The 21,139-nt window shown below is 46.1% G+C and carries 30 protein-coding genes; 9 read left to right on the top strand and 21 right to left on the bottom strand.

The window, feature by feature from the left end; all coding sequences use genetic code 11:
- The first annotated feature begins 3 nt into the window (after window positions 1–3).
- The 3 genes from R3D86_13620 (at window position 4) to R3D86_13610 (ending at window position 1,755) form a co-directional block, all read left to right on the top strand.
- Window positions 4–747, top strand: coding sequence for a class I SAM-dependent methyltransferase (locus tag R3D86_13620; protein ID MEZ5759253.1), 744 nt, complete (start codon window positions 4–6; stop codon window positions 745–747).
- An 80-nt stretch (window positions 748–827) separates the two neighbouring features.
- Window positions 828–1,385 carry a MarR family winged helix-turn-helix transcriptional regulator gene (locus R3D86_13615; GenBank protein ID MEZ5759252.1) on the top strand — a complete coding sequence of 186 codons (558 nt, stop codon included), beginning with the start codon at window positions 828–830 and terminating at the stop codon, window positions 1,383–1,385.
- Window positions 1,386–1,392: 7 nt separating this feature from the next.
- The gene (locus tag R3D86_13610; GenBank protein ID MEZ5759251.1) at window positions 1,393–1,755 is read left to right on the top strand and encodes a GNAT family N-acetyltransferase; all 363 of its coding nucleotides are present in this window, start codon (window positions 1,393–1,395) and stop codon (window positions 1,753–1,755) included.
- A 53-nt stretch (window positions 1,756–1,808) separates the two neighbouring features.
- Here the strand turns inward: R3D86_13610 and R3D86_13605 are convergent, their stop codons facing one another.
- The 6 genes from R3D86_13605 to R3D86_13580 form a co-directional block, all read right to left on the bottom strand.
- A complete protein-coding gene (locus tag R3D86_13605; GenBank protein MEZ5759250.1) occupies window positions 1,809–2,498 on the bottom strand; it encodes a tetratricopeptide repeat protein in 690 nt (229 codons plus the stop codon).
- Between the two features lie 164 nt (window positions 2,499–2,662).
- Entirely contained in the window at window positions 2,663–2,854 is a 192-nt protein-coding gene (locus R3D86_13600; protein MEZ5759249.1) for an ATP-binding protein, read from the bottom strand.
- Window positions 2,855–3,172: 318 nt separating this feature from the next.
- A complete protein-coding gene (locus R3D86_13595; GenBank protein MEZ5759248.1) occupies window positions 3,173–3,373 on the bottom strand; it encodes a histidine kinase dimerization/phospho-acceptor domain-containing protein in 201 nt (66 codons plus the stop codon).
- Window positions 3,374–3,404: 31 nt separating this feature from the next.
- Window positions 3,405–3,629, bottom strand: coding sequence for a PAS domain-containing protein (locus R3D86_13590; protein ID MEZ5759247.1), 225 nt, complete (start codon window positions 3,627–3,629; stop codon window positions 3,405–3,407).
- A gap of 86 nt (window positions 3,630–3,715) precedes the next feature.
- Window positions 3,716–4,078 carry a PAS domain S-box protein gene (locus R3D86_13585; protein MEZ5759246.1) on the bottom strand — a complete coding sequence of 121 codons (363 nt, stop codon included), beginning with the start codon at window positions 4,076–4,078 and terminating at the stop codon, window positions 3,716–3,718.
- 872 nt (window positions 4,079–4,950) lie between these two features.
- Complete coding sequence (locus tag R3D86_13580; protein ID MEZ5759245.1) at window positions 4,951–5,490, bottom strand: hypothetical protein; 540 nt, start codon at window positions 5,488–5,490, stop codon at window positions 4,951–4,953.
- Between the two features lie 269 nt (window positions 5,491–5,759).
- Between R3D86_13580 and R3D86_13575 the strand changes: the two genes are divergently transcribed.
- Complete coding sequence (locus tag R3D86_13575) at window positions 5,760–6,116, top strand: hypothetical protein (GenBank protein MEZ5759244.1); 357 nt, start codon at window positions 5,760–5,762, stop codon at window positions 6,114–6,116.
- On the opposite strand, the gene R3D86_13570 is transcribed toward R3D86_13575, so the two are convergent.
- From R3D86_13570 to lgt, 11 genes are all read right to left on the bottom strand, one after another.
- Window positions 6,110–6,574, bottom strand: a complete 465-nt coding sequence (locus R3D86_13570; protein MEZ5759243.1) for a hypothetical protein — start codon at window positions 6,572–6,574, stop codon at window positions 6,110–6,112. The genes R3D86_13575 and R3D86_13570 overlap by 7 nt on opposite strands.
- A gap of 136 nt (window positions 6,575–6,710) precedes the next feature.
- Entirely contained in the window at window positions 6,711–6,953 is a 243-nt protein-coding gene (locus tag R3D86_13565) for a hypothetical protein (protein ID MEZ5759242.1), read from the bottom strand.
- Between the two features lie 71 nt (window positions 6,954–7,024).
- Window positions 7,025–7,159: a hypothetical protein gene (locus R3D86_13560; protein MEZ5759241.1), complete on the bottom strand. Its 135-nt coding sequence runs from the start codon at window positions 7,157–7,159 to the stop codon at window positions 7,025–7,027.
- Window positions 7,137–7,316, bottom strand: coding sequence for a hypothetical protein (locus R3D86_13555; protein MEZ5759240.1), 180 nt, complete (start codon window positions 7,314–7,316; stop codon window positions 7,137–7,139). The genes R3D86_13560 and R3D86_13555 overlap by 23 nt, the downstream gene beginning before the upstream one ends.
- A 98-nt stretch (window positions 7,317–7,414) precedes the next feature.
- Window positions 7,415–8,518: a redox-regulated ATPase YchF gene (gene ychF, locus R3D86_13550; protein MEZ5759239.1), complete on the bottom strand. Its 1,104-nt coding sequence runs from the start codon at window positions 8,516–8,518 to the stop codon at window positions 7,415–7,417.
- Window positions 8,518–9,141 (bottom strand): aminoacyl-tRNA hydrolase, encoded by a 624-nt coding sequence (gene pth, locus R3D86_13545; GenBank protein ID MEZ5759238.1) that lies wholly within the window; start codon window positions 9,139–9,141, stop codon window positions 8,518–8,520. Before pth ends, ychF begins: the two co-directional genes overlap by 1 nt.
- 27 nt (window positions 9,142–9,168) lie before the next feature.
- On the bottom strand, window positions 9,169–9,822 hold the full coding sequence (locus R3D86_13540; GenBank protein ID MEZ5759237.1) for a 50S ribosomal protein L25/general stress protein Ctc: 654 nt from the start codon (window positions 9,820–9,822) through the stop codon (window positions 9,169–9,171).
- A 149-nt stretch (window positions 9,823–9,971) separates the two neighbouring features.
- On the bottom strand, window positions 9,972–10,907 hold the full coding sequence (locus R3D86_13535; GenBank protein ID MEZ5759236.1) for a ribose-phosphate pyrophosphokinase: 936 nt from the start codon (window positions 10,905–10,907) through the stop codon (window positions 9,972–9,974).
- A 93-nt stretch (window positions 10,908–11,000) separates the two neighbouring features.
- Window positions 11,001–11,747, bottom strand: coding sequence for a peptidoglycan editing factor PgeF (gene pgeF / locus R3D86_13530; protein MEZ5759235.1), 747 nt, complete (start codon window positions 11,745–11,747; stop codon window positions 11,001–11,003).
- Between the two features lies 1 nt (window position 11,748).
- Window positions 11,749–12,864 (bottom strand): SAM-dependent methyltransferase, encoded by a 1,116-nt coding sequence (locus R3D86_13525; GenBank protein MEZ5759234.1) that lies wholly within the window; start codon window positions 12,862–12,864, stop codon window positions 11,749–11,751.
- Window positions 12,861–13,679, bottom strand: a complete 819-nt coding sequence (gene lgt, locus R3D86_13520) for a prolipoprotein diacylglyceryl transferase (GenBank protein MEZ5759233.1) — start codon at window positions 13,677–13,679, stop codon at window positions 12,861–12,863. Before lgt ends, R3D86_13525 begins: the two co-directional genes overlap by 4 nt.
- Before the next feature lie 182 nt (window positions 13,680–13,861).
- Between lgt and R3D86_13515 the strand changes: the two genes are divergently transcribed.
- The 4 genes from R3D86_13515 to R3D86_13500 are packed head-to-tail and all read left to right on the top strand — an operon-like array spanning window position 13,862 to window position 16,662.
- Window positions 13,862–14,128, top strand: coding sequence for an accessory factor UbiK family protein (locus tag R3D86_13515; protein MEZ5759232.1), 267 nt, complete (start codon window positions 13,862–13,864; stop codon window positions 14,126–14,128).
- Between the two features lies 1 nt (window position 14,129).
- A complete protein-coding gene (locus R3D86_13510; protein ID MEZ5759231.1) occupies window positions 14,130–14,630 on the top strand; it encodes a YbjN domain-containing protein in 501 nt (166 codons plus the stop codon).
- Between the two features lie 8 nt (window positions 14,631–14,638).
- Complete coding sequence (proC, locus tag R3D86_13505) at window positions 14,639–15,484, top strand: pyrroline-5-carboxylate reductase (protein ID MEZ5759230.1); 846 nt, start codon at window positions 14,639–14,641, stop codon at window positions 15,482–15,484.
- A 2-nt stretch (window positions 15,485–15,486) separates the two neighbouring features.
- Window positions 15,487–16,662, top strand: coding sequence for an NAD(P)/FAD-dependent oxidoreductase (locus R3D86_13500; GenBank protein ID MEZ5759229.1), 1,176 nt, complete (start codon window positions 15,487–15,489; stop codon window positions 16,660–16,662).
- A 38-nt stretch (window positions 16,663–16,700) separates the two neighbouring features.
- Here R3D86_13500 and R3D86_13495 read toward each other — a convergent pair whose 3' ends face one another.
- Complete coding sequence (locus tag R3D86_13495; protein MEZ5759228.1) at window positions 16,701–17,204, bottom strand: MarR family transcriptional regulator; 504 nt, start codon at window positions 17,202–17,204, stop codon at window positions 16,701–16,703.
- Between the two features lie 68 nt (window positions 17,205–17,272).
- On the opposite strand from R3D86_13495, the gene R3D86_13490 reads away from it, so the two are divergent.
- A complete protein-coding gene (locus R3D86_13490) occupies window positions 17,273–18,154 on the top strand; it encodes a branched-chain amino acid aminotransferase (GenBank protein MEZ5759227.1) in 882 nt (293 codons plus the stop codon).
- Between the two features lie 82 nt (window positions 18,155–18,236).
- Here the strand turns inward: R3D86_13490 and R3D86_13485 are convergent, their stop codons facing one another.
- From R3D86_13485 to R3D86_13475, 3 genes are all read right to left on the bottom strand, one after another.
- The gene (locus tag R3D86_13485; protein ID MEZ5759226.1) at window positions 18,237–19,538 is read right to left on the bottom strand and encodes an aminotransferase class I/II-fold pyridoxal phosphate-dependent enzyme; all 1,302 of its coding nucleotides are present in this window, start codon (window positions 19,536–19,538) and stop codon (window positions 18,237–18,239) included.
- A gap of 254 nt (window positions 19,539–19,792) precedes the next feature.
- A complete protein-coding gene (locus R3D86_13480) occupies window positions 19,793–20,164 on the bottom strand; it encodes a VOC family protein (GenBank protein MEZ5759225.1) in 372 nt (123 codons plus the stop codon).
- A 478-nt stretch (window positions 20,165–20,642) separates the two neighbouring features.
- Window positions 20,643–21,110 carry a hypothetical protein gene (locus R3D86_13475; GenBank protein MEZ5759224.1) on the bottom strand — a complete coding sequence of 156 codons (468 nt, stop codon included), beginning with the start codon at window positions 21,108–21,110 and terminating at the stop codon, window positions 20,643–20,645.
- Window positions 21,111–21,139: the final 29 nt, after the last annotated feature.

Here is a 21,139-nt window from a genome sequence, read left to right as displayed (position 1 = left end):
AGGGTGGCCGCATTTAAAGATCATTTTTCAAAGCAGAGTGATCAGTATAGCAAATTCCGTCCTGATTATCCGGATGCGATGTTCAAATATCTTTCGGGGATATGTTCGGGCCATGATCTGCTTTGGGACTGTGCCACCGGCAGCGGTCAGGCGGCGAGGGGATTTTCCAAATATTTTAAAAAAATAGTTGCCAGCGACGGCAGTGAAAAGCAGATCAGTAATGCGCACGGACCTGATAACATCGACTTTGTCGTGGCCGATGCGGCCAAAAGCGGCCTGGCGGGTCACAGTGTCGATCTTGTCAGTGTGGCGCAGGCGCTCCACTGGTTTGATCTTGCAGCATTTTATGCTGAAGTTAGGCGGGTTTTAAGGCCGGGTGGGATCATCGCGGTTTGGTGTTATGGGTTGATGGAAATTGATCCGGATGTTGATAAGCTTTTCTATGAATTTTATGATGGGGTGGTCGGGCCATACTGGCCACCGGAGAGGGTCCATATTGAGCGGGGATATGCTGACCTTGACTTCCCGTTTGAAAAAATTGAAACGCCGGATTTTTCCATGGACTTAGAATGGGATCTTGATGCGTTTCTTGGGTATTTAAGCACTTGGTCCGCGACCACAAGATATATTGCCGACAAGGGGTACGACCCGGTCGCACTATATGCCGATAAATTCCGTGCAGTATGGCAGGGCGAGCCCCATAAAAAAATCAACTGGCCTATCACATTATTGGTGGGGAGAGTATAATTCTCACAATAAAAAACTAGTTGTATCTAACAACAAACCCTATTATAGTTGTAATATACAACTATAATAGGGAAGTGATTATGACTGAAATAAACGAAATGCAGCTCAGCAATATCCGCTCATCATCAAGAAGGCTGGTTCGTGAGCTTGGGTTCTTAAATTCAACCCTTGCTGACACCCGCTATTCGGCATCAGCAGTTCACGCAATTATCGAAATCGGTGCAAGTGAAGGGGGTATTACCGCAAAAGAACTTTCGGAAATACTGATGCTGGAAAAATCATCGGTCAGCAGGCTTATTAAAAATCTGATCAAAACGGGGGAAGTGGCCGAATTTAAAGCCGAGGGAGATGGTCGACAAAAGGATATCAGGTTAACAGCGCAGGGCAAACAGACCTTAACGGAAATAAACGGGTTTGCCAGAAAAAAGGTCGAAGGGGCGCTTAGCCCGCTTAACCCATATTCAAGAAGCGTGATTGAACAGGGGCTTCAGATTTATTCGGATGCACTTGATAACAGAAGGGTAAGTGCGGATGGGCCAAATATTGAGGAAGGCTATACGCCCGGGCTTATCGGCGGTATTGCCGCTCTACATGGCACATTATATCAGGATATTGTCGATTTTGGCGTAACATTTTGAAGCCAAGGTGGCACTTGGACTGGCCGAATTTATGCCGCGGATCGGGAATTCAAAAAATAACAGCTGGTTTGTGCGAGACGGGAAAAGGATTGCCGCCGGGATCACAATCGATGGTGAGGATCTGGGCGATAATATTGCCCATTTAAGATGGTTTATTGTTGATAAACAGCTGCAGTCTTCCGGTGTTGGCAGGCGTTTGCTTGCAAAGTCACTTGAATTTTGTGAACAGCAGGGGTTCAGGCAAATTGATCTCTGGACTTTAAGGGGCTTGATGCGGCGCGATCACTTTATGAACGAAACGGTTTCAAACTTGTCGATGAATATCCCGACAGTCATTGGGGGGCAGAGGTGCTTGAGCAGAAATTTGTAAAACTGCTCTGAGCTTTATTGTGTCTTTACTATGGCTGCTGCAATCCCGCATACTCAAAAATGTTTGCCGCCTTCGGCAAGAATGGTCAGATCACTCGGTTCATTTTTCCATGCCGCTATCCGCTCGTCGCTGGTTTTAATCTGATCTTCGGTAAGGTTTTCATCAATTTGCGTCACTATCGGTTGGAAAGTTTCAGTGAGTTCCGGGTCATTGTCTTTAAGAAACAGTTTCAGATAGGTTCTGGCATTGACCAGATCCTGTTCAACCATATCACCGCGGAAATTAATAAGGGCCATTGTCTGGAGCGCTTGCGGGCTTCCCTGTTTTGTCGCCAGGTCGAGATAATATGTACCACGCTCAGGGTTGCCGAAATTATAATACATGATCGCCAGATTATATTGGGCGGGTGCATAGCCCTTGTCGGCAGCAAATTTGGTGTTCTGAAAGGCTTTCTGCGGGTCAGCATCCGCTATTTCCCCTTCCTGTCCGGTATAGAAATAGCCAAGTTCATAAGCGCCAAGCGGGTATTTGGCTTCAGCGGATTTTTGGAACCATTTAAAGGCTTCTTCCTTATTGATTTCGGTGCCGACACCATAATTATAAAAATTGCCCAGATGATAGGCGGCTTCACCGTCACCGCTTTGCGCCATTTCAGTGATTTTATTAAAAAGAGCCGAGTAATCCTGTGCAAAAGCAGCAGAATTCAGAAGAAAGAATAGAGCGCAAAACAATAGTTTTTTCATGATGGTTTCCGTGAAATGAGTGGAAGAGCGTTATAGACGGTATTGATCATTTCCTCCAACTGAAATAAGCTTTTATTATAGCCCTTGTCATACATTATTATAGGAATATCGTCATATCCTGTTCAGGGTAATGGCAGGTACAAGAACAGATTAAAAGTTATTTATTATGAAAATGTAATTGGCAGGGTCACCGTAAAAGTGGTGCCGATATCCTTTTGACTTTCAACGCTGACGGTTCCATTTTGTAATTCGGTTAGTTTCTTGACGATGGTAAGGCCAAGCCCGACCCCTTCATGTGTGCGCAGATAAAGTTGAATTCGCCTGCATGAAAGGCAGGAAAATAGCCTCAATTTCATGCTTGTCTATTCCCACACCCTGGTCGGCAATGCTCAGACGATTTTGTTTTTTGTTGATGACAGCTTTATTTTGATGATGCCTTCATTGTGGGAAAATTTAATTGCGTTTGAGAGCAGATTAAGAATAATCTGCCGACAGAGTTTGAGGTCAAGATAGACTTTGTCACCATTATCTTCGAGTTCAGTAAGGTTTTTATGTTTTTGTCTGCCGCTTTTTTGAAAGGCTGTTCAGGGGATATAAATCAAATGGTCAAAGGGAAAATGCTTGGTTGAGGCTCAACCGCATCAAGTTCCAGCCTTGATGTGTCAAGAATTTCTTCAATCAGGGAAAAGCAGATGTTCGCCGCTGCCGTTAATGATTTCAGCATATTCCCTATATTTTTCATGGCCGGTGGTTCCGTATATTTCATCTTTCAGCAAAAAAGAACTGAACCCGATGATCGCATTGAGCGGGGTGCGCAGTTCATGACTGACAACAGCCAGAAACTGGGTGTTTTGCCTGATTGGCCTGCTCGGCACGGGTTTTTGGCAATGATCAGTTCCTGCTCATTCAGCCAGCTTTCCGTAATATCCTGCAGGTGCCGTCCATTCTGGACGGCATTGCCTTTATCGTCCTGAAGACTTCGCCAATTTCGCGTACCACCTTTTCTGTACCATCAGGACAAATTATCCTGTGAATAATGGAATAGGGCTCATCATCCTCCACTACCGCAATGACCGCCTTTTCAACTGTGTCGCGATCATCAGGATGAATTCTTTCAAGAAAGGCGTTCATAGGTAGCCTTGAAATTATTCTTTTCAATTCCGAAAATATTATAAATTTCATCAGACCAGATCAGCTCATTCGGAATTTATTTCCATTCAATTGCCCAGATGGGCAAATTTTCTGGCCCGGGAGAGCCGCTCCTTGCTTTCAATCAGTTGCTTATCCGATTCAATTCGCCTGGTTACATCACGCAGCATGGCGATATAGACGTCTTCATTTTCGATGGTGATTTTGGCAACGGACGCCATTGCGGGAAATATTTCCCCATTTTTCCTTTTAGCGCGTATGTCACTGCGCTGATCCATTGACAGAGTTGATTTCCCGGAATTCTTGAATTTTTCGACATGCTTGTTGTGGGAGTGAACGGCATTTTCCGGCAGAAGAATATTCAGGTGCTTGCCTTTAACCTCTCCCCTTTTATAGCCGAATATTTTATGGGCATTTCCATTCATATACATGATTTTAAGGGCGGGAATTGAACGTGATAACAGCCTGGGGGCCAGCTCCAAGTATGGTTTTCTGACGCAATTCGAGGCGCGTAGCTCTTCCAGAGTATCGGTATTATCTTTACTGGCTTTTTCCCCGCTTCAGCCAGGGCCATTTGCGCTCTTTATTTGCCGCTACCAATTCTTTTCAAATTTTTTCCGTCTTCTTATTTCCTGGTTTTGCTTATAAAAGCCAGAGCAGAATGAATATAAATATTTGCTGCCCAAAGAGATATGTCCCAAAAAATGTTATGACCAGAGGTGGTTGTCTGGAATGCCGTGAACTTTGCAGTTGTATCCTGACTGATGAAATTATTTGCAGAAGTTTGGACCACTTCATTCTTGGAAAACCAAAAGACTGACTAAAGGGATATTTTTAAACAGGATATTATTTTGTTTATTGTTTTTAATCCTAAAATTTTCATCAAGATTTTTCCCCAAAAAATCAGTAAGATGTATTTTTAATACATCAATATTATTTAAACAATAGTAAATAGGGGCTATTTTATTTTATGAGCCGTCTATTCAGCGGCTGTTTTCTGGGAGTTGGCGAGTTGTGGTGGCCAAAACCAAGATCCGCGGCAAAGCGGCGCAGGATAGGTTCGGCCTGATATTCAGCAGCGGGCAAGGGCATCGTTTTCATTGAATTTCTTAAATTATCATCGCTGAAAAATTTTATGATCGGTTGCTGATCTGTTTTTTTTGTTTCAACCAGGAAGCCGTTTTTGCCATCAATGATTAGATCTTGGACCCTTGCAGTTATAGGAAATGACGGGCATGCCGTGGGTGTTTGCCTCTAAGATGACATTACCGAATGTATCAAAGCGCGACGGAAGATGAACAAATCAGCCCGAGATAAAAGGGCGGCAAGCTGTTCTTTTGACTGCCAGCCGGTGAAGACGGCGTCGGGCATCAGTTTTTGAGCTCTTTTTTGGCCGGACCCGATCCTGCAATGACAATTTTAAGGTCCGGTATTTTTTTTCGCGCCCTTTCCATGATTTCCGGCAGTTAAACACGCCTTTTTCCCGGCTTAACCGACAGGCAATGAATAAAACCGGGGTGTCCTGATTGGCGCCGGGGACAATATCGGCTTTCTGGATGGGCTCAATGCTGTAATTTCGCGGTTCACTATGATGGGCAGCGAGATGGATTTTATTTTTATCCAACATCATTTCATGACTGGCAAGCCATTTGCGGTGATCGGTGTTAAGGACAAAGATACCGTCAAATTCATTATAAAATGCCCGAAGCAACCGTCTGACACGGTCGCGTTCATGGATATTAAGATCAGTGGTGTTTTTGATAAAATTGATCCAGTCCGTGTGCATGAAAAAGTAGGACGGCACATTGAATTTCTGTTTAATAAACATGGCGACCAGGGCCATCGGCCCTTCGGTAGAGCAGATAATGCGGTCATACCCCCCTTCATAAAAATGCGGCGATTTCCATCAGATTGGGGGATACGGATGGGCTGACCTCCGAATTTTTCCAATGTGACAGTGGTCAGGGGACGAACAACCCGCAGGTTCTTTTCCTCCACCGCGTCATCATGGCAGATCAGAAAATCAATGGGCATATCAAGGCGTTGAATTTCCCGCAGTTTCCCAAGCAGCGAAGAGGAGACACCATTCTGGTCGCTCCATGTGTCGCTTAAATGCAGGGCTCTTTTCTGGTGGCGGTTTTTGCCGATTTTTTCGGCAAAATCATTCAGCAGGCCGCGGTTCTGATAAAAGCACCCGGTCGCGGCAAAGGCTGGCCCAGTGTTGCCGAAATAAGCAGCGGAAAGGAGAGCGTATCCAAGATCTGGTCAATTTTAATGTTGCTTAAGTTTTTATTTTTCTGGTCCGAGCCAAAAAAGCGCGGTCATCTGGGCAGGGATTTCAAACTTTCTGGTCAGTTCAGCGGTAGAAAATTTTTCAAGCCGGAGATGCTTATTTTTTTTCGGATGCCTTTTTATCCGTTCAATCAGAAGCAGGTTCAGATCATTAAAAGATTAGAACGGCATCATTGACCGTTTTGATGAAGACTTCTAGGGCCGTTCTTGCTTTCAGCAAATTTCCTCAAGATACTTAATAAGAAGCGATAATCTTTCGGGATTTTCCATTTGGTGATACGGTTTATTTTTTTACCATTTAAGGCAAGATGGACAAACTCAAAAAATTTCATGGTTTTTTGTGCTTCTGCATTTCCAGAAGCAGGTTGCTTAAGATGAAGCAGCCGATTTTTGTCACGGGCCGTACCACGGGTGCAGCAGGATGCGAAATAGCCCGGGGTCACTGACCTTACCCACCACTTGCGAAAAAAATAATCAAGCAGGGCAATGGTCAGTTTTTGATTTTCACCAACCCTGCCAACGGGGGCAATGTTACCGTTTCTGATGGCTTCAAGCGCGAGGTCGGAAAGTTTTTCAGTCTTTGATCGTTCGACCAGATTTTCAATATAAAGCTTTGAATAACATTTTCCGGGCAAATATGCCGGTATGATCGTCCGAGCCGCCGGTCAGTATTTTGGGGACGATTGGGATCAACGCCGAATTCAGCAGGAGAAAGATTATGTTTTTTTGCATACTCTAATATTTTCTGCGGGGTCAGGCTTCTGGCCCAATTCAGAGTAAGGACCGATTGCCACAAATCACGTTGCCCGTTAAGCACTTCAAAGCGTTCAAAAAGAACGGCGAATTTTTCAAACAGACTAAAATCGATTTTTCATTTTTGGTATAAAAATAAAGCGGATGCGGCAGGATCAATGGAATATTATGACGGGCGGCATAACGGACAAAGTCATAGATATTCTGGCGGTGATGATCAAGCCGCTCTTCTTCATCCGGGCTAAAGCCATAAGCCAGCACATGGATATAAAGTTCATATTCAGGAAGTAATATAAATTCGCTACCAACCAGTATATCATGACCTTCAGCAATCAGGGTCCAGCAGAGCGGGCATTATTATGGTTGGTGATCGTCACCACATCCATATTATTCTGGCGGAGTAATTTATAAAGCTTGTCGGTTTTAAGCCATGTTTCGGCAGTCTTAAAATCGGCCCCACAGTTCATCTGGTATGTCGCTATTTTCATCATGGCAGTGAAGATCAACAAAAAGGCAGTCATCTGAATGAAACCTGTTTTCCTGCTCTTTCAGATAATCATTAAACTCATCAGCGATCTGTATCCGGAAATTATCATTCTTCAGATAAGGGCTTGGACTGCTCATGCTTGCTCCTGCTTGTTTTAAGGGGAAACTAGCATTTTTTGTTTACAGAACTATTTCAGAAAAAAGACAGTTTTATGTCGATTTAAAGCAAAGCCGTACTAGTTGGCAAAGCGGAAATGCATGATATCGCCGTCAACGACGATATATTCTTTTCCTTCAAGGCGCATTTTTCCGGCGTCTTTTGCGCCGTTTTCGCCACCGAATTTGACATAATCATCGTAGGCAATGGTTTCAGCACGGATAAAACCGGTTTCAAAATCGGTGTGGATAACACCGGCGGCTTTTGGCGCTTTCGTATTGCGCGTAATGGTCCAGGCACGGGCCTCTTTAGGGCCGATGGTGAAATAAGTAATCAGTTTTAGCAGGTCATATCCGGCACGGATCACCCGGCCAAGCCCGGTTTCGCCAAGTCCAAGATCGGCCAGAAACATTTTCTGCTCTTCCGGGTCATCAAGCTGGGCGATTTCCTCTTCCAGTGAGGCGCAGATTTTAACGGTGACGGCGCCTTCAGCTGCGGCTTTTTCCTCAACCCGGCGGGTCAAGTCGTTGCCGCCCACTGTATCTTCCTCATTAACATTACAGACATAAAGAACCGGTTTTGTTGTAATCAGCTGTAATCCATCCAGCAGCTTTTGGTCTTCGTCATCCTTGACGGCGACGTTGCGGGCGGGTTTTCCTTCTTCCAGAACGGTAAGACAGCGGTCGACCATACCCATGATCGCTTTTGCTTCCTTATCCTGACCGCGGATACGGCGCTCAAGGCCGGGTTTTCTTTTTTCAAGGCTTTCCATATCGGAAAGCATCAATTCGGTTTCAACTGTTTCCGCGTCGGCAATCGGGTCGATTTTTCCTTCAACATGGGTGATATCATCATTTTCAAAACATCTGAGTACATGAATGATGGCGTCGACTTCACGGATATTGCCCAGAAACTGGTTGCCGAGCCCTTCGCCCTTGGACGCGCCGCGGACAAGCCCGGCAATATCAACAAAGGAAAGCTGGGTCGGGATGATCTGTTTCGAATGGGCAATTTCAGCAAGCGTGTTCAGGCGCGGATCCGGCACCGGCACCTGACCGACATTGGGCTCAATCGTGCAGAATGGATAATTGGCAGCGGCGGCCTGCGCGGTGTTAGTCAGCGCATTAAAAAGGGTCGATTTACCGACATTGGGAAGCCCAACAATACCACACTTAAATCCCATTATTCATTTTCCTTTTCATTATCGTCTTTGCTTTTCTTTTTTGATTTATCTTCATTGGGTTTCAGGATCAGTCCAATTTCATTTAAAAAATCAATGCCGTCGCGTGAAACGAGCTTGTCTGCAGCGCGGCCAACGGCATCAAGCAGCGGATCAAGCCATTTTTCGTCATTTTTGCTGAAATCCCCTAGCACATGACCGGTCACCATTGATTTGTCGCCGGGATGGCCAATGCCAAGGCGGATACGGTGATAATTTTTATTGATAAACTGATCAAGGCTGCGAAGACCGTTATGCCCGGCATTGCCGCCGCCGGTTTTGAATTTTATTTTTCCGGGTGCTATGTCCAGTTCATCATAAAAGACAAAAATGTCTTCTGATGGAATTTTAAAAAAACTGGCAATTTCACCAACCGATTTACCGGACTGGTTCATGAAGGTGAGGGGCTTTAGGATAAATGTTTTTTCCCCGCCAAGAGTTCCTTCATAAAGGGCGCCCTGAAATTTCATTTTCGGCTCAGAAAAATTATGGCGGAGGATAATTTCATCCACCGCCATAAAGCCAATATTATGCCGGTTGTTTTCGTATTTGATGCCGGGATTTCCCAAGCCAACGATCAGCAACATGGCATTATCCTTTTTTCCGAGGGAAGCTTATTCCTCAGATTTCTGAGAAGTTGCTTCAACTTCTACGCTATGCTCTTCGTCCTCGTCCTCATCAGAATCATCTGATTTAAGACCGCTTGGTGCCGCGATGGTGGCGATGGTGAAGTCACGGTCATCAATAACCGGTTCTACGCCCTTAGGCAGGGTGATTGATGAAATATGGACGCTGTCACCCAATTCAAGACCGGTAAGATCAATAGTAATTGATTCCGGAATGGCGTTTGCAGGACAGTAAAGTTCGATGTCATGACGAACGACGTTAATGATGCCGCCTTTTCTCAGGCCAGGGCAGTCGTCTTCATTGATGAAGTGAACAGGTACGTGGATGGCGATTGTGGCATCCTGTGCCAGACGAAGGAAATCCACATGCAGCGGCCAGTCGGTCACAGGGTGGAATTGTACGTCACGTGGAAGAACCAATTGTTTTTTACCTTCAACTTCAATGTCGTAAGTTGAACTTAAAAAGTGACCGGTATCCAGAAGTTTCCTGATATCAATCAGGCTGACGGTGATTTTTGTTACTTCTTTTTTTGCGCCGTAAATTACTGCCGGAATTCTGCCTTCTCTACGTATTGCACGAGAGGACCCCTTACCCGCTTTGGTGCGCACTTCAGCTTTAATTACTTTATTAGTATTAGCCATTGCTATTCTCCAAAATTTTAAAATTGATACCGGCCTCCAGGGGTGCCAATATCAAAGGGCCTGTGATCATGATGATACAGACCCTTATGAGCGCCGCTTTTAACGCCTTTAAGCGCAAAACTCAACGATTTTTTTTACTTTTTAGCCTTTTATTCAAACAGGACGGAAACGGAGCTTTCCTCATGGATGCGGCGGATCGCTTTGGCAAAGAGGGGTGCGATGCTGATCTGGATTATTTTTTTGCAGGCTTGGACCCTGTCAGTTGCCTGAATTGAATTGGTGGTGACCACATGTTCAAGCACTGAATCGTTGATCCTTTCAATGGCGGGGCCGGAGAAAACGCCATGAGAAACATAGGCACTTGCCGATTTTGCGCCGTGGGAAACAAGTGCTCCTGCCGCATTACAAAGGGTACCGGCACTATCCACAATGTCATCAACAAAGACGCAGTGATACCCTTCCACTTCACCGATCACATTCATCACTTCCGAGACACCGGCTTTTTCACGGCGTTTGTCGATAATGGCAAGTGGCACGCCCATTTTGCTGGCATAGGCACGGGCGCGAACCACACCGCCGACGTCAGGGGAAACAATCATCAGCTTTTCACGGTCAGCATAACGCTGCATGATGTCTTCAATCAACACAGGGGAAGCGAAAAGATTATCGGTCGGGATATCAAAAAAGCCCTGAATCTGTCCGGCGTGGAGGTCCATGGTCAGAACCTTATCGGCACCGGCCGTGGTGATCAGATTTGCAACCAGTTTGGCGCTGATCGGTGTGCGTGGCCCCGGTTTACGGTCCTGACGCGCATAACCGAAATAGGGGATCACAGCAACAATCCGTTTTGCCGATGCCCGTTTCAGCGCATCAATGACTATTAACAGTTCCATAACATTGTCGTTGGTGGGGCTAGAGGTCGGCTGAATGACATAGACATCCTCGCCGCGGACATTTTCCTGAATTTCGACCCATATTTCCTGATCAGAAAACCTTTTGATGTTTGCTCTTGTAAGTTCCATGCCGAGATGGGTTGCGATAGATTCGGCGAGTGGAATATTACTATTGCCGGAAATAAGTTTCATATTTCAATAGTCCCATTAGAGTTTCCAGAAATGTTATTTTTCTTATACAGATATTTTTTTAAAAAGCGAGCGTCAATTACCATTTTTTTGACATTAATGTTGCACTATTATTGAAATCTGCCGGCCATAATCCGGTTCGTCCAGATGGGTTTTCCTGCGGTAGCTGAAAAAATTATTGGCGTGCGGGTAGGTATCAAGTCCCAGCGCGTCAATTTTCGTTACTTCATTTTGCCAGATCCGGTCAAAAACATAGCTTTCCAGATCAAACTGATAATGCCCCGCACGGGGGCCGGGTATAAAGTAGCTGTCGTTATCAATTTGTCTGTATAGGTCTTCACCAACTTCATATGATTTCTGGGCGATGCAGGGGCCGATGGCCGCGACAATATTATGGCGGTCCGCGCCCAGTTCGCACATTGCTTCAATCGTGTTTTGGATGATACCGTTTCTGGCCCCTTTCCAGCCGGCATGGGCAGCGCCGATCACGGCGGCGAACTGGTCAACAAACAGCACCGGGGCACAATCGGCCGTCACAATGGACAGGGCGACATTTTTTTCATTGGTGACAATGGCATCGGCATCAACGGTGCGAATATCGCCATTAAATATATGGACCTTGTTGCTATGGGTCTGATGGATTTCAGCAAGTGCCGCCCCGGGAAGAAGTGTCGTGCTGGCAATAAGTCGGTTTTTGGTGACATTCTGCGCCTCATCACCGGAATGGGTGCCGCAGTTAAGGGAATGATAAATGCCTGATGAAACACCACCAAGGCGGCCGAAAAAGCCGTGTTTTATATTGGCTATTTTTTCCAGTTTTTCCGATTTTTTATAAATAGACATTTCAGAACCCCGCTGTTTCAATTTTTTTATCTGAAATTATTCCCAGGACTTTAAATAATTTTCCCATTTCATTCGGGGACGTGAGCCGGTCGAGCTCGCCCATAATGGTTTCTCTTTTTTCCCCATCCGCTTTTTCACTAAGCAGGGCCGCCCGCTCGCCAATTCCCATATTATTGAGAAAATCTCCCTGGGATACCGGGCCAAGGGTTTTTAGCCCCGTTTGTCCGATAATATCCGCCATTTTACGGAAATTGACATGCGCGGAAAGATCGGCCCAGCCCGGTTCGTCGTAAATAAATGTATATTTGTGATCCTTCACCGCCTGCAGTGTTTCACCGGTGCGGTAGTCGGTATAGCCATAATCAATGAAAAGCGCTGCCCCGGAACAGGCGCTTATGTGATCGGCAATCAGCCGGGTGATATAATCGGCCATGGGGGAAACTTCAATAATGCTGTGGAGTTCGGCGTCCTTCACGGCTTCGGGTAAAATAAGATCCTCAAGCGGGAAAGGGGAAAGCATGGTGGTCAGGCCGTCATCTTTTTCATTGACCGTCACCATCCGCTCATGCCAGCCAAGCTCGCCTTTCTGAAACTGGCGGATTGGCAAGGCATCGAAAAATTCATTGGCAATCAGAAAAGTGGCTTCATCATCAACGGCGGCGGCGTCAAGTGCGGATTTTACCGTATCATGCCAGGTGATTTTACCGGGAAAGCGGTAAAGCTTATCCTGCTGAACTTCCTTTAGGTCGGGGGAGGCCTCAACCAGATGAATTTCGACCGCTTTTTTAAAATCGGGCAGGACATCAAGAACCCGGATCAGATCAGCCATCAATGTGCCCCGTCCGGGGCCAAGTTCGATCAGATGAACCCGGAAGGGGCGGTCCATTTTCAGCCAGAGGTCGGCAAACCAGAGCCCGATCATTTCACCGAACATCTGGCTTATTTCAGGGGCGGTGATAAAATCGCCGCTTTTTCCAAACGGATTACGCTTTACATAATAGCCATGATGCGGATTGGTGAGCGCTTCACTCATATAGGTGCTGACCGAAATCGGGCCGTGAAGTTTTATCAGTTTTATAAGATGATCTTTTAACGCTGATTTTTCCGGCTGGGTCATAAGGAAGACGTCCTTGGCCGGAAAATAAGATAAAGACCAAAAAGGATCATTGGTGCGCTTAAGGTTTGCCCCATGGTCAGGCTATGGGTGCCGAATAAAAATCCAAGCTGGCTGTCGGGTTCCCGGAACTGTTCGACAAAAGTACGGGCCATAGCATAACCGATAATGAAAAGACCGGTAATCATGCCCGGTTTATGGCGCGCTTTGGTAAAATGAAAGACGAAATAAAGCACAAAAAACAGTAGAAACCCTTCCAGAACGGCTTCATAAAGCTGGCTTGGGTGGCGGGGCAGCGGGCCACCATGAGGGAAAACCATTCCAAGCGGTGCATTGGTCACACGGCCATATAATTCGCCATTGACGAAATTGGCAAAACGGCCGAGCATTAAACCAATTGGCGAGGCGCAGGCAATGATATCGGCAAAGCGAAAGAGCGGAATTTTATGCTTGCGACAATATAGGATGGTGCTGACACAGACACCAAGAAACCCGCCGTGAAATGACATTCCGCCGTCCCAGACAGCAATGATTTTACCGGGGTTGGATAAATAAAAGGGCAGGTTATAAAAAAGCACGTAGCCGAGGCGGCCGCCGAAGATAATACCCATCATGGCCCAGAAAATATAATCGCTGACCTGTTCCTGGGTGCAGGGGGCCGGTTTAACGCGGATCAGGCGTGACATATATAGCCAGCCAAAGATCAGGCCGCCAAGATAGGCAAGTGAATACCAGCGAATCGCTATCGGGCCAAACTGAACAAGGATCGGGTCTATATTGGGGTAAGTCAGCGTTGCGGAAAATAAATATTCAATCATAAAATTCTGCCATTAACCAATGAAAACCAAGCAAAACAAAGCATTACACGTTTGAGTGGTTATGAGCAGACTTGTCCCATATTTAAGAAGACTTGGCAACCCCTCAATGTTCCGCCATAGTGCAAAAAATTGATGTTGAGATTCAACATTAAGCCGACCATAGAAAGATAAAGGATCTATCAGTGCAATCTGACAATAAATTACTCAGTGATCTGGCCAGATTAGGGCAGAGTGCTGCCGGAACTATTCACGGTGTCAAATCGGAATTTGAAGCAAAAGTAAGATCCCATCTGGAAAATATCCTGAAAGATATGGATCTGGTAGCGCGTGAGGAATTTGAAGTGGTTCAGGAAATGGCCGCTGCTGCCCGCGCCGAAAATGCCGAACTGGCAAAACGCATCGAAACGCTTGAAAAAGAAATCAGCGCCTTAAAGAAAAAGAAGAAATAAAATGTTATCGACAGAAGAACTGCATGAGGGTCAGGCTAACCCGCTTGACACGCTTGAGGTTATGGTCAGTCAGAATGAATGGCCCTATGAGCGCCTGGGCAATGAGGAAATTGTTGCTGCGGTCATTGGCGAATGGTGCGATTTTCATATGCGCTATATCTGGCTATCAGATAAAAATATTCTCCAGTTTAGCGGACAACTTGATATTAAGGTTCATGAACGTAAACGAGGCGCCGTACTCGAAGTGATGGCGCGGATCAATGAACGGCTTGATATGGGGCATTTTGGCATCTGGAGCGATGATGAAACGCTGATGTTCAGACATTCCCTTATACCGCCGACCATCGGCATTGACGTCAGCAATATTTGTGATTTGGTGACGAGAACCGTGATTGCGGAAATTAACCGTTATTATCCGGTGTTTCAGTTTGTCATCTGGGGCGGAAAATCCCCCAGTGAAGCAATTGAAGCGGCGATGCTTGAAACAATTGGGAACGCATAAGGGTAGAGATGGGGAAATTATCAGCAATTACCAGTGATAAACCGATCCTGCTGGTCGGATGTGGCAAAATGGGCAGTGCTATGCTTACGGGCTGGCTAAAGCGGAAACTTGACGGGGCAGCCATTCATATTGTTGAGCCGAATATCAAGCATGTGAAGACCGAATTCAAGGATATTGCTGATCGTCAGCTTCATCAGTCGTTTGAGGATCTTCCCCGCACATTAAAGCCTTCTTTCATTATTTTGGCGGTTAAGCCACAGATGATGGACGAAGTTATGGATTCCTTGAAGGCAAGCCGGATCAAAGGTGATGTGATTGTATCGGTCGCTGCGGGCAGGACAATCCGTTATTTTGAGGATCATCTGGGCCGTGATCAGGCGATCATTCGTTCTATGCCCAATACACCGGCCGCTATCGGACGGGGGATAACCGTTTGTTGTGCCAATCGCCATGTTGGCGATGAAAAACGGGAAATTTGTACAGCGCTGCTTCAGGCAGTCGGGCTGGTGGAATGGATTGATGATGAAAACCTTATGGATGCAGTTACCGCTTTAAGCGGCAGTGGTCCGGCCTATGTCTTTGCCATGGTGGAAGCGATGGCGGCAGCGGGGGAAGCCATCGGCCTTGACCCGGAATTAAGCCGCAGGCTGGCGCGTGAAACCGTGTGCGGGTCCGGGGCGCTCCTTGATAAGTCTGAGGAACGCGCGTCAAAACTGCGTGAAAATGTGACCAGCCCGGGCGGGACAACGGCCGCCGCCCTTGATGTGCTGATGGCGGATGACGGAATTTTCCGGATTATGCGCCGGGCGATGCAAGAAGCAAAGGCCCGTTCAAAAGAACTGGCCGGTTCATAAACATGATGAACTATGATGTGGTCATTGTCGGCGGCGGGGCTGCGGGCCTTATGTGCGCGATCGAGGCCGGGAAACGTGGCCGTCGTGTGATTGTGCTTGAAAAAGGGAAAAAAGTGGCCGGGAAAATCCGAATTTCCGGCGGGGGACGCTGCAATTTTACCAATATTCATACAACAGCCGCCAATTTCCAGTCGGCCAATCCACACTTTGCCAAATCGGCGCTCAAACGATATGGTCCGAATGATTTTATTTCGCTTGTTGAAAAGCACGAGATTGCGTATCACGAAAAAACGCTGGGCCAGTTATTCTGCGATAACAGCGCGCAGGATATTATTGATATGCTGCTGGAAGAATGTGCAAAGGCGGAAGTGGTGATTAAAACATCCGTAACCGTGGAAGCCATTGAAAAAAAAGACAGTTTTATAATAAGGACGGAAGAGGGGGAGATCAGTTGCCAGTCGCTGGTGATTGCCACGGGTGGGCCGTCCATTCCAAAAATGGGGGCAACCGGTTGGGGCTATGATGTGGCGCGGCAGTTTAAATTAAAAATTGTTGATCCGGTCCCGGCATTGGTGCCGCTGACATTCGGGGAAGCCTTTATTTTTGATTTTCGCAAATTAAGCGGCGTATCGGTTGATGTCCGGGTGCAGTGTGGCAAGGTCAGTTTTGATGAAGCGCTGCTATTTACCCATCGTGGTTTAAGCGGACCTGCCATTTTGCAAATTTCATCATACTGGCGTAGTGGACAGGATATCATCATTAATCTGGCGCCGGGCAGGGATGTTTTTGAAAGCTTAAAAGACGCAAAGCAAAAACACCCGAAGCAGGATTTATCCACCGCGTTATCAGGTTTTCTGCCAAAAAGGCTTGCAATTTATTTAACGGAACATACCGGAATTGACGGGATGCTTACCGATTTATCCCATAAAAAGCTGGAAACAGTGGCAGAACTGGTCAATAGCTGGCGCATCAGCCCGAAAGGCACGGAAGGCTTTGCCACCGCCGAAGTGACACGGGGCGGGGTTAGCACGGATGAGCTATCATCAAAAACCATGGAAGCGGCCAAAGTGTCGGGGCTTTATTTTATTGGTGAAGTGGTCGATGTGACCGGGCATTTAGGCGGATATAATTTTCAGTGGGCCTGGGCATCTGGCCACGCTGCCGGGCAATATGTATAAAAAAATTATTAAAGTAATAGTTTAAGAAAATTATATAACTATTTATTATTAAAAATATTATTTAATATTTTATCACGATTTTCAGGGTTGATCAGTTCGATCAGCACTTTCCAAAACCCGTCTGTTGCTTCTATCCCCGCCGATTTACAGGCATTTAACATCTGTTCTTTCTGATGTTCGGTGATTTCGCCGAGCAGGGTTATGCCCTTATCCGTCAGGTTCAATAGACGCTGGCGGCGGTCCTCCCGCCCGACATCCTGAATGATGTAGCCTTTATTTATCAGGTTGCCGAGGACACGGGACAGGCTTTGTTTTGTGATGTTCAGGATTTCAAGCAGTTCAGCGACCGTCATGCCGGGGTTTTGATTGACAAAGAATAAAACCCGGTGATGGGCGCGGCCAAAACCATATTTCTGTAAAACCGCATCTGGCCAGGCAATGAAATCCCGATAGGCGAAATAGAGCAGTTCCGCGCTTTTGAGAAACAATTGTTCGTCATCGAACGATTTTAAGTCATAATCTTTCAAAAATATGTCAGCCATGTTGACATATATTAAAGCAGGTGATAAAAAGGTCAAGAAGTTTATGAATTAATTTGAGGACCATAATCATGTCTATAATCCCTTTTGATGACCGTGACGGTGTAATCTGGTACGACGGTAAGCTAATCAACTGGCGTGATGCCAATTTTCACGTGCTTTCCCATGCGCTTCATTATGGAAGCTGCGTGTTCGAAGGGCAGCGGGCTTACGGCGGCAAGATTTTTAAATTACATCAGCATAGCGAACGCCTTGTCAGATCCGGTGAAATCCTGGGCTTTGATATGCCGTTTACCGCGGATGAGCTTGATGCGGCGGCCAATGAAGTGATTGCGGCAAATGGTCTTGTTGATGCCTATGTCCGTCCGGTTGCCTGGCGCGGTTCGGAAATGATGGGTGTCGCGACCAAGGGATCAAAAGTTCATGTGGCGATTGCGGCATGGGAATGGCCGTCCTATTTCAGCAAGGAAGCCAAATTAAAAGGTCTTCGTCTTGAGATTGCCAAATGGCGCCGTCCGGCCCCGGATACGGCCCCGACAGAATCAAAAGCGGCGGGTCTTTATATGATTGCTTCGCTTTGTAAGGATGCGTCCGTTGCCCATGGCTATGATGATGCGCTGATGCTTGATTACCGCGGGCAAATTGCCGAAGCGACAGGGGCCAATATCTTTTTCTTGAAAGACGGTGTGCTTCATACGCCAAAGCCGGACTGTTTCCTAAACGGGATTACCCGCCAGACAGCTATGGAACTTGCGGAAAAACGCGGGATTAAGGTGATTGAACGGGCAATTATGCCGGAAGAAATGGCCGATTTTGAGCAGGCCTTTATCACCGGAACAGCGGTTGAAGTGACGCCGATTTCACAGATTGGCGATTATACATTTGAAGTCGGGGATATGACCAAAAATATGGTTCATGACTATGATGACCTGGTGAATAACCGCCAGGTATAAAGAATAAAAATAATATTCCTCCCAAATTAAAAGGCCCCGTTTATAAAACGGGGCCTTCCTTTTTGTACTTAATTATACCTGATTAGATATTTTTAATGGCACTTTGCATTGCTTCGAGTGCGCGGTGCAGACGGGAATGCTGTGTTGCAAGGTTCATACGCATATAACCTTCACCTGTGCGGCCATAATGCTCACCCGGGTTCAGGTTAACGCCGGCTTTCTGGATGAAGAAACGCTGCATCATGTCACCAACGGTTTCATTGCCCATTGGCTTGCCGAGTTTTTTGGCCACTTTGCTGCAGTTGATCCAGGCAAGGTAAGTTCCCTCATGGGCTTTATAGCTGACATCTTTCATTTCTTTAGCACAGAAATCTTCAAGAATATGGGCGTTTTTGTCCATATATGACTGCATATCATCCATATATTGTGCGCCATGTTTATAGGCGGCGTTTGAGGCAATTGTTCCCATTGTGTGCATGAGTGCACGGTAATGGTTTGCTTCACGCTCAACACGGTCCATAAATTCAGGATTGTCGCAGAACATATAAGCCGTGCGGTGTGCCGCAAGGTTAAATGATTTACTGGCTGATTTGAATGTGACGGAACGGTTGGCGTTTGTTGAATTTACTGAGGCATAAGGTACATATTTGGCGTGTTTATTGACAAAGTCACAGTGGATTTCGTCAGCAACAACAAATGCCTTATATTTTTCAGCAAGTTCACCGATTTTGCCGAGCTGTTCCGCTGTCCAGCAGTTGCCGGTTGGGTTTTGCGGGTTACAGATGATGATGGCTGAAGCACCTTCTTTAAGAAGTCTTTCAGTATCAGCATAGTCAAAATCATAGGTGCCGTCTTTATTCAGGATCAGGTCACTTTCTGCCAGCTCGCAAAGGGCATCCGGAATGACATGGAAGAAACTTGAATAGTTTGGCGTGTGAAGAATGATTTTATCGCCCGGTTTTGTCACTGTGCGCAGAACGCTGGTCACACCATCAAGAACACCAAGGGAGTTTTTAATGGATTTTGGATTAACGGTCTGGTTATAGCGCGCTTTGTTCCATGCAACGATATTGTCGATATAGTCTTCCGGCGCTGCTTCGTAACCCCAGCATTCGTTGTTCAGACGATTTTGCAGGGCTTCTGTCACATGAGGGCAGGTTCTGAAGTCCATATCGGCAACACCCATTGGGTATGGCACGTCATAGGGGCGGTTTGCTTTACGGATACCGTCCCATTTAAAATCACCGGCACCAATCCGGTTAAATTCTTCGTTAAGGTCGTAAGCCATAGACATGCCCATGCTGCCCATGCCTTTTGCCGCTGCGCTTGCCGCAGGTAAATTTACCGCACCGGTGACAAATGCTGCCGCACCGACACCTTTCATAAATTAACGGCGGTCTAGTTTGGTTTTGGTCATAGAAATTTGCTCCCACTTCTATACTGGTTGAGTTGAAAAGGGACGAACCCTTTACGTTGAAAAATACCCTGTTTTTAGTATTATTTTCGGGCTTTCGCATAGTAAAGTGCAATAATATAACAATGTTGTCAATGACTACATTAAAATAATTTTTTTTGAGTTATTTTTTTTGACTTCAAAAATATTGTTTTGAAAGAGCCAAAATAGTGGGAAATTTAAAATCAGTCAGCTTTTTGCCAGAGTGCGCAGTGCGCACCGGCGGGATCACGGATGATCGCATACTGTCCCTGCGGCATTTTACGCGGGCCATTGACGAGGGCGCCACCAAGCTTTTTAACATTTTTTAAACAGTCATCCAGTGAAAGGACGGAAATATAGGGTATCCACATTGGGGGAATTCCGGCATTACCGCCACGGGCATGACAGATACCGGCAACAGTGTCGCCATTTTCATTATTCATATTATAGTCATTATAGTCGCCCATATCAAAAGCATCAGCCGACCATCCGGCAACGGTCTGATAAAATGCACGAAGATTTTCAGCATCATTAACCGTAAGATCAATCCATTCAATTTTACCTGTTGTAGTCATAAATAGCTCTCCCTTATTTTCCCTTTAATTATTTTTTTTAAAGCACCATTTTTTTGTACAATTTTAATAAAATATTAAGTGCTCCCACGTAGTGTAGCAGAAATTTCATCATTTCAGAATGTGATTTTGCAATAGTGAGGTTTTAACCGGAGAAGCCACAACAGGCCCAAGGTTAAATAGGTTGATTTTGTTTTTAAGTAGTAGCCGCGCCAATGAGTAACAGTGTTTGGGTGTTTTATAAATGGCGTTTTTAATTGTTGAGTAACTCTCCCTCTTAGCCCCGGTCTCCCTACGGGGCTTTTTTTTGGGAAATGGCTAGCCCCCGAAAGCCCGATGGGCAGACACAGAACGGGAAATAGACTGGCCGGACTTACGGGAGCTATGAATTTATTCTATGCTTTTTCTAATGGGCGGATCAAATCACAAGCCGCGCACAAATATCAAATGTTTGTGATGCTTTTGTGAATGAGCAAACGGCCTAATTCTGCGCGACGATACAGCTGTCCGTAGCGCCAAAAGGCAGTGGCGGAATTTTGAATTTATCAATATTTTCCATACCATCAGCCTGTTCCGCCTTTAGAGCGTCGAGCTCTTCATACATGCTTTCAATGATGCGCGGGTCGGATGCATTTTTTTCCTTTTCCTCGAGCGAAGCGGAGAGATCGGCAATTTTTTTGTCAAGCTCGGGCTTATATTTGCTGTCATAATTGGCAGTATAATCCTGAAAGGCGGTTCTCCGGTGATCAACATTGACGCGGGCAACGCAGTTGCAGTCAAATTTGGTGTTGTTGATGTTGCAGAGATTATAGCTGCTGGTGAAATAGGCCTGATCGGCCTGATCAATGCCACTTAAGTCCGGTCCGGATGGCTTGTCATTGGCGCCGCAGGAAGACAGAACAAAAATGGCCCCGACGACCACGGCTGTTATTTTGAAGATCTGTTTCATTTTATACCCTGTCAATTTTTCTGACTTAG

The sequence above is a fragment of the Emcibacteraceae bacterium genome (genome assembly GCA_041396985.1).
Classification (GTDB): Bacteria; Pseudomonadota; Alphaproteobacteria; order Sphingomonadales; family Emcibacteraceae; genus Pseudemcibacter.
The sequence above is the reverse complement of the archived record's forward strand: the minus strand, read 5'-3'. Positions and strand labels throughout refer to the sequence as shown.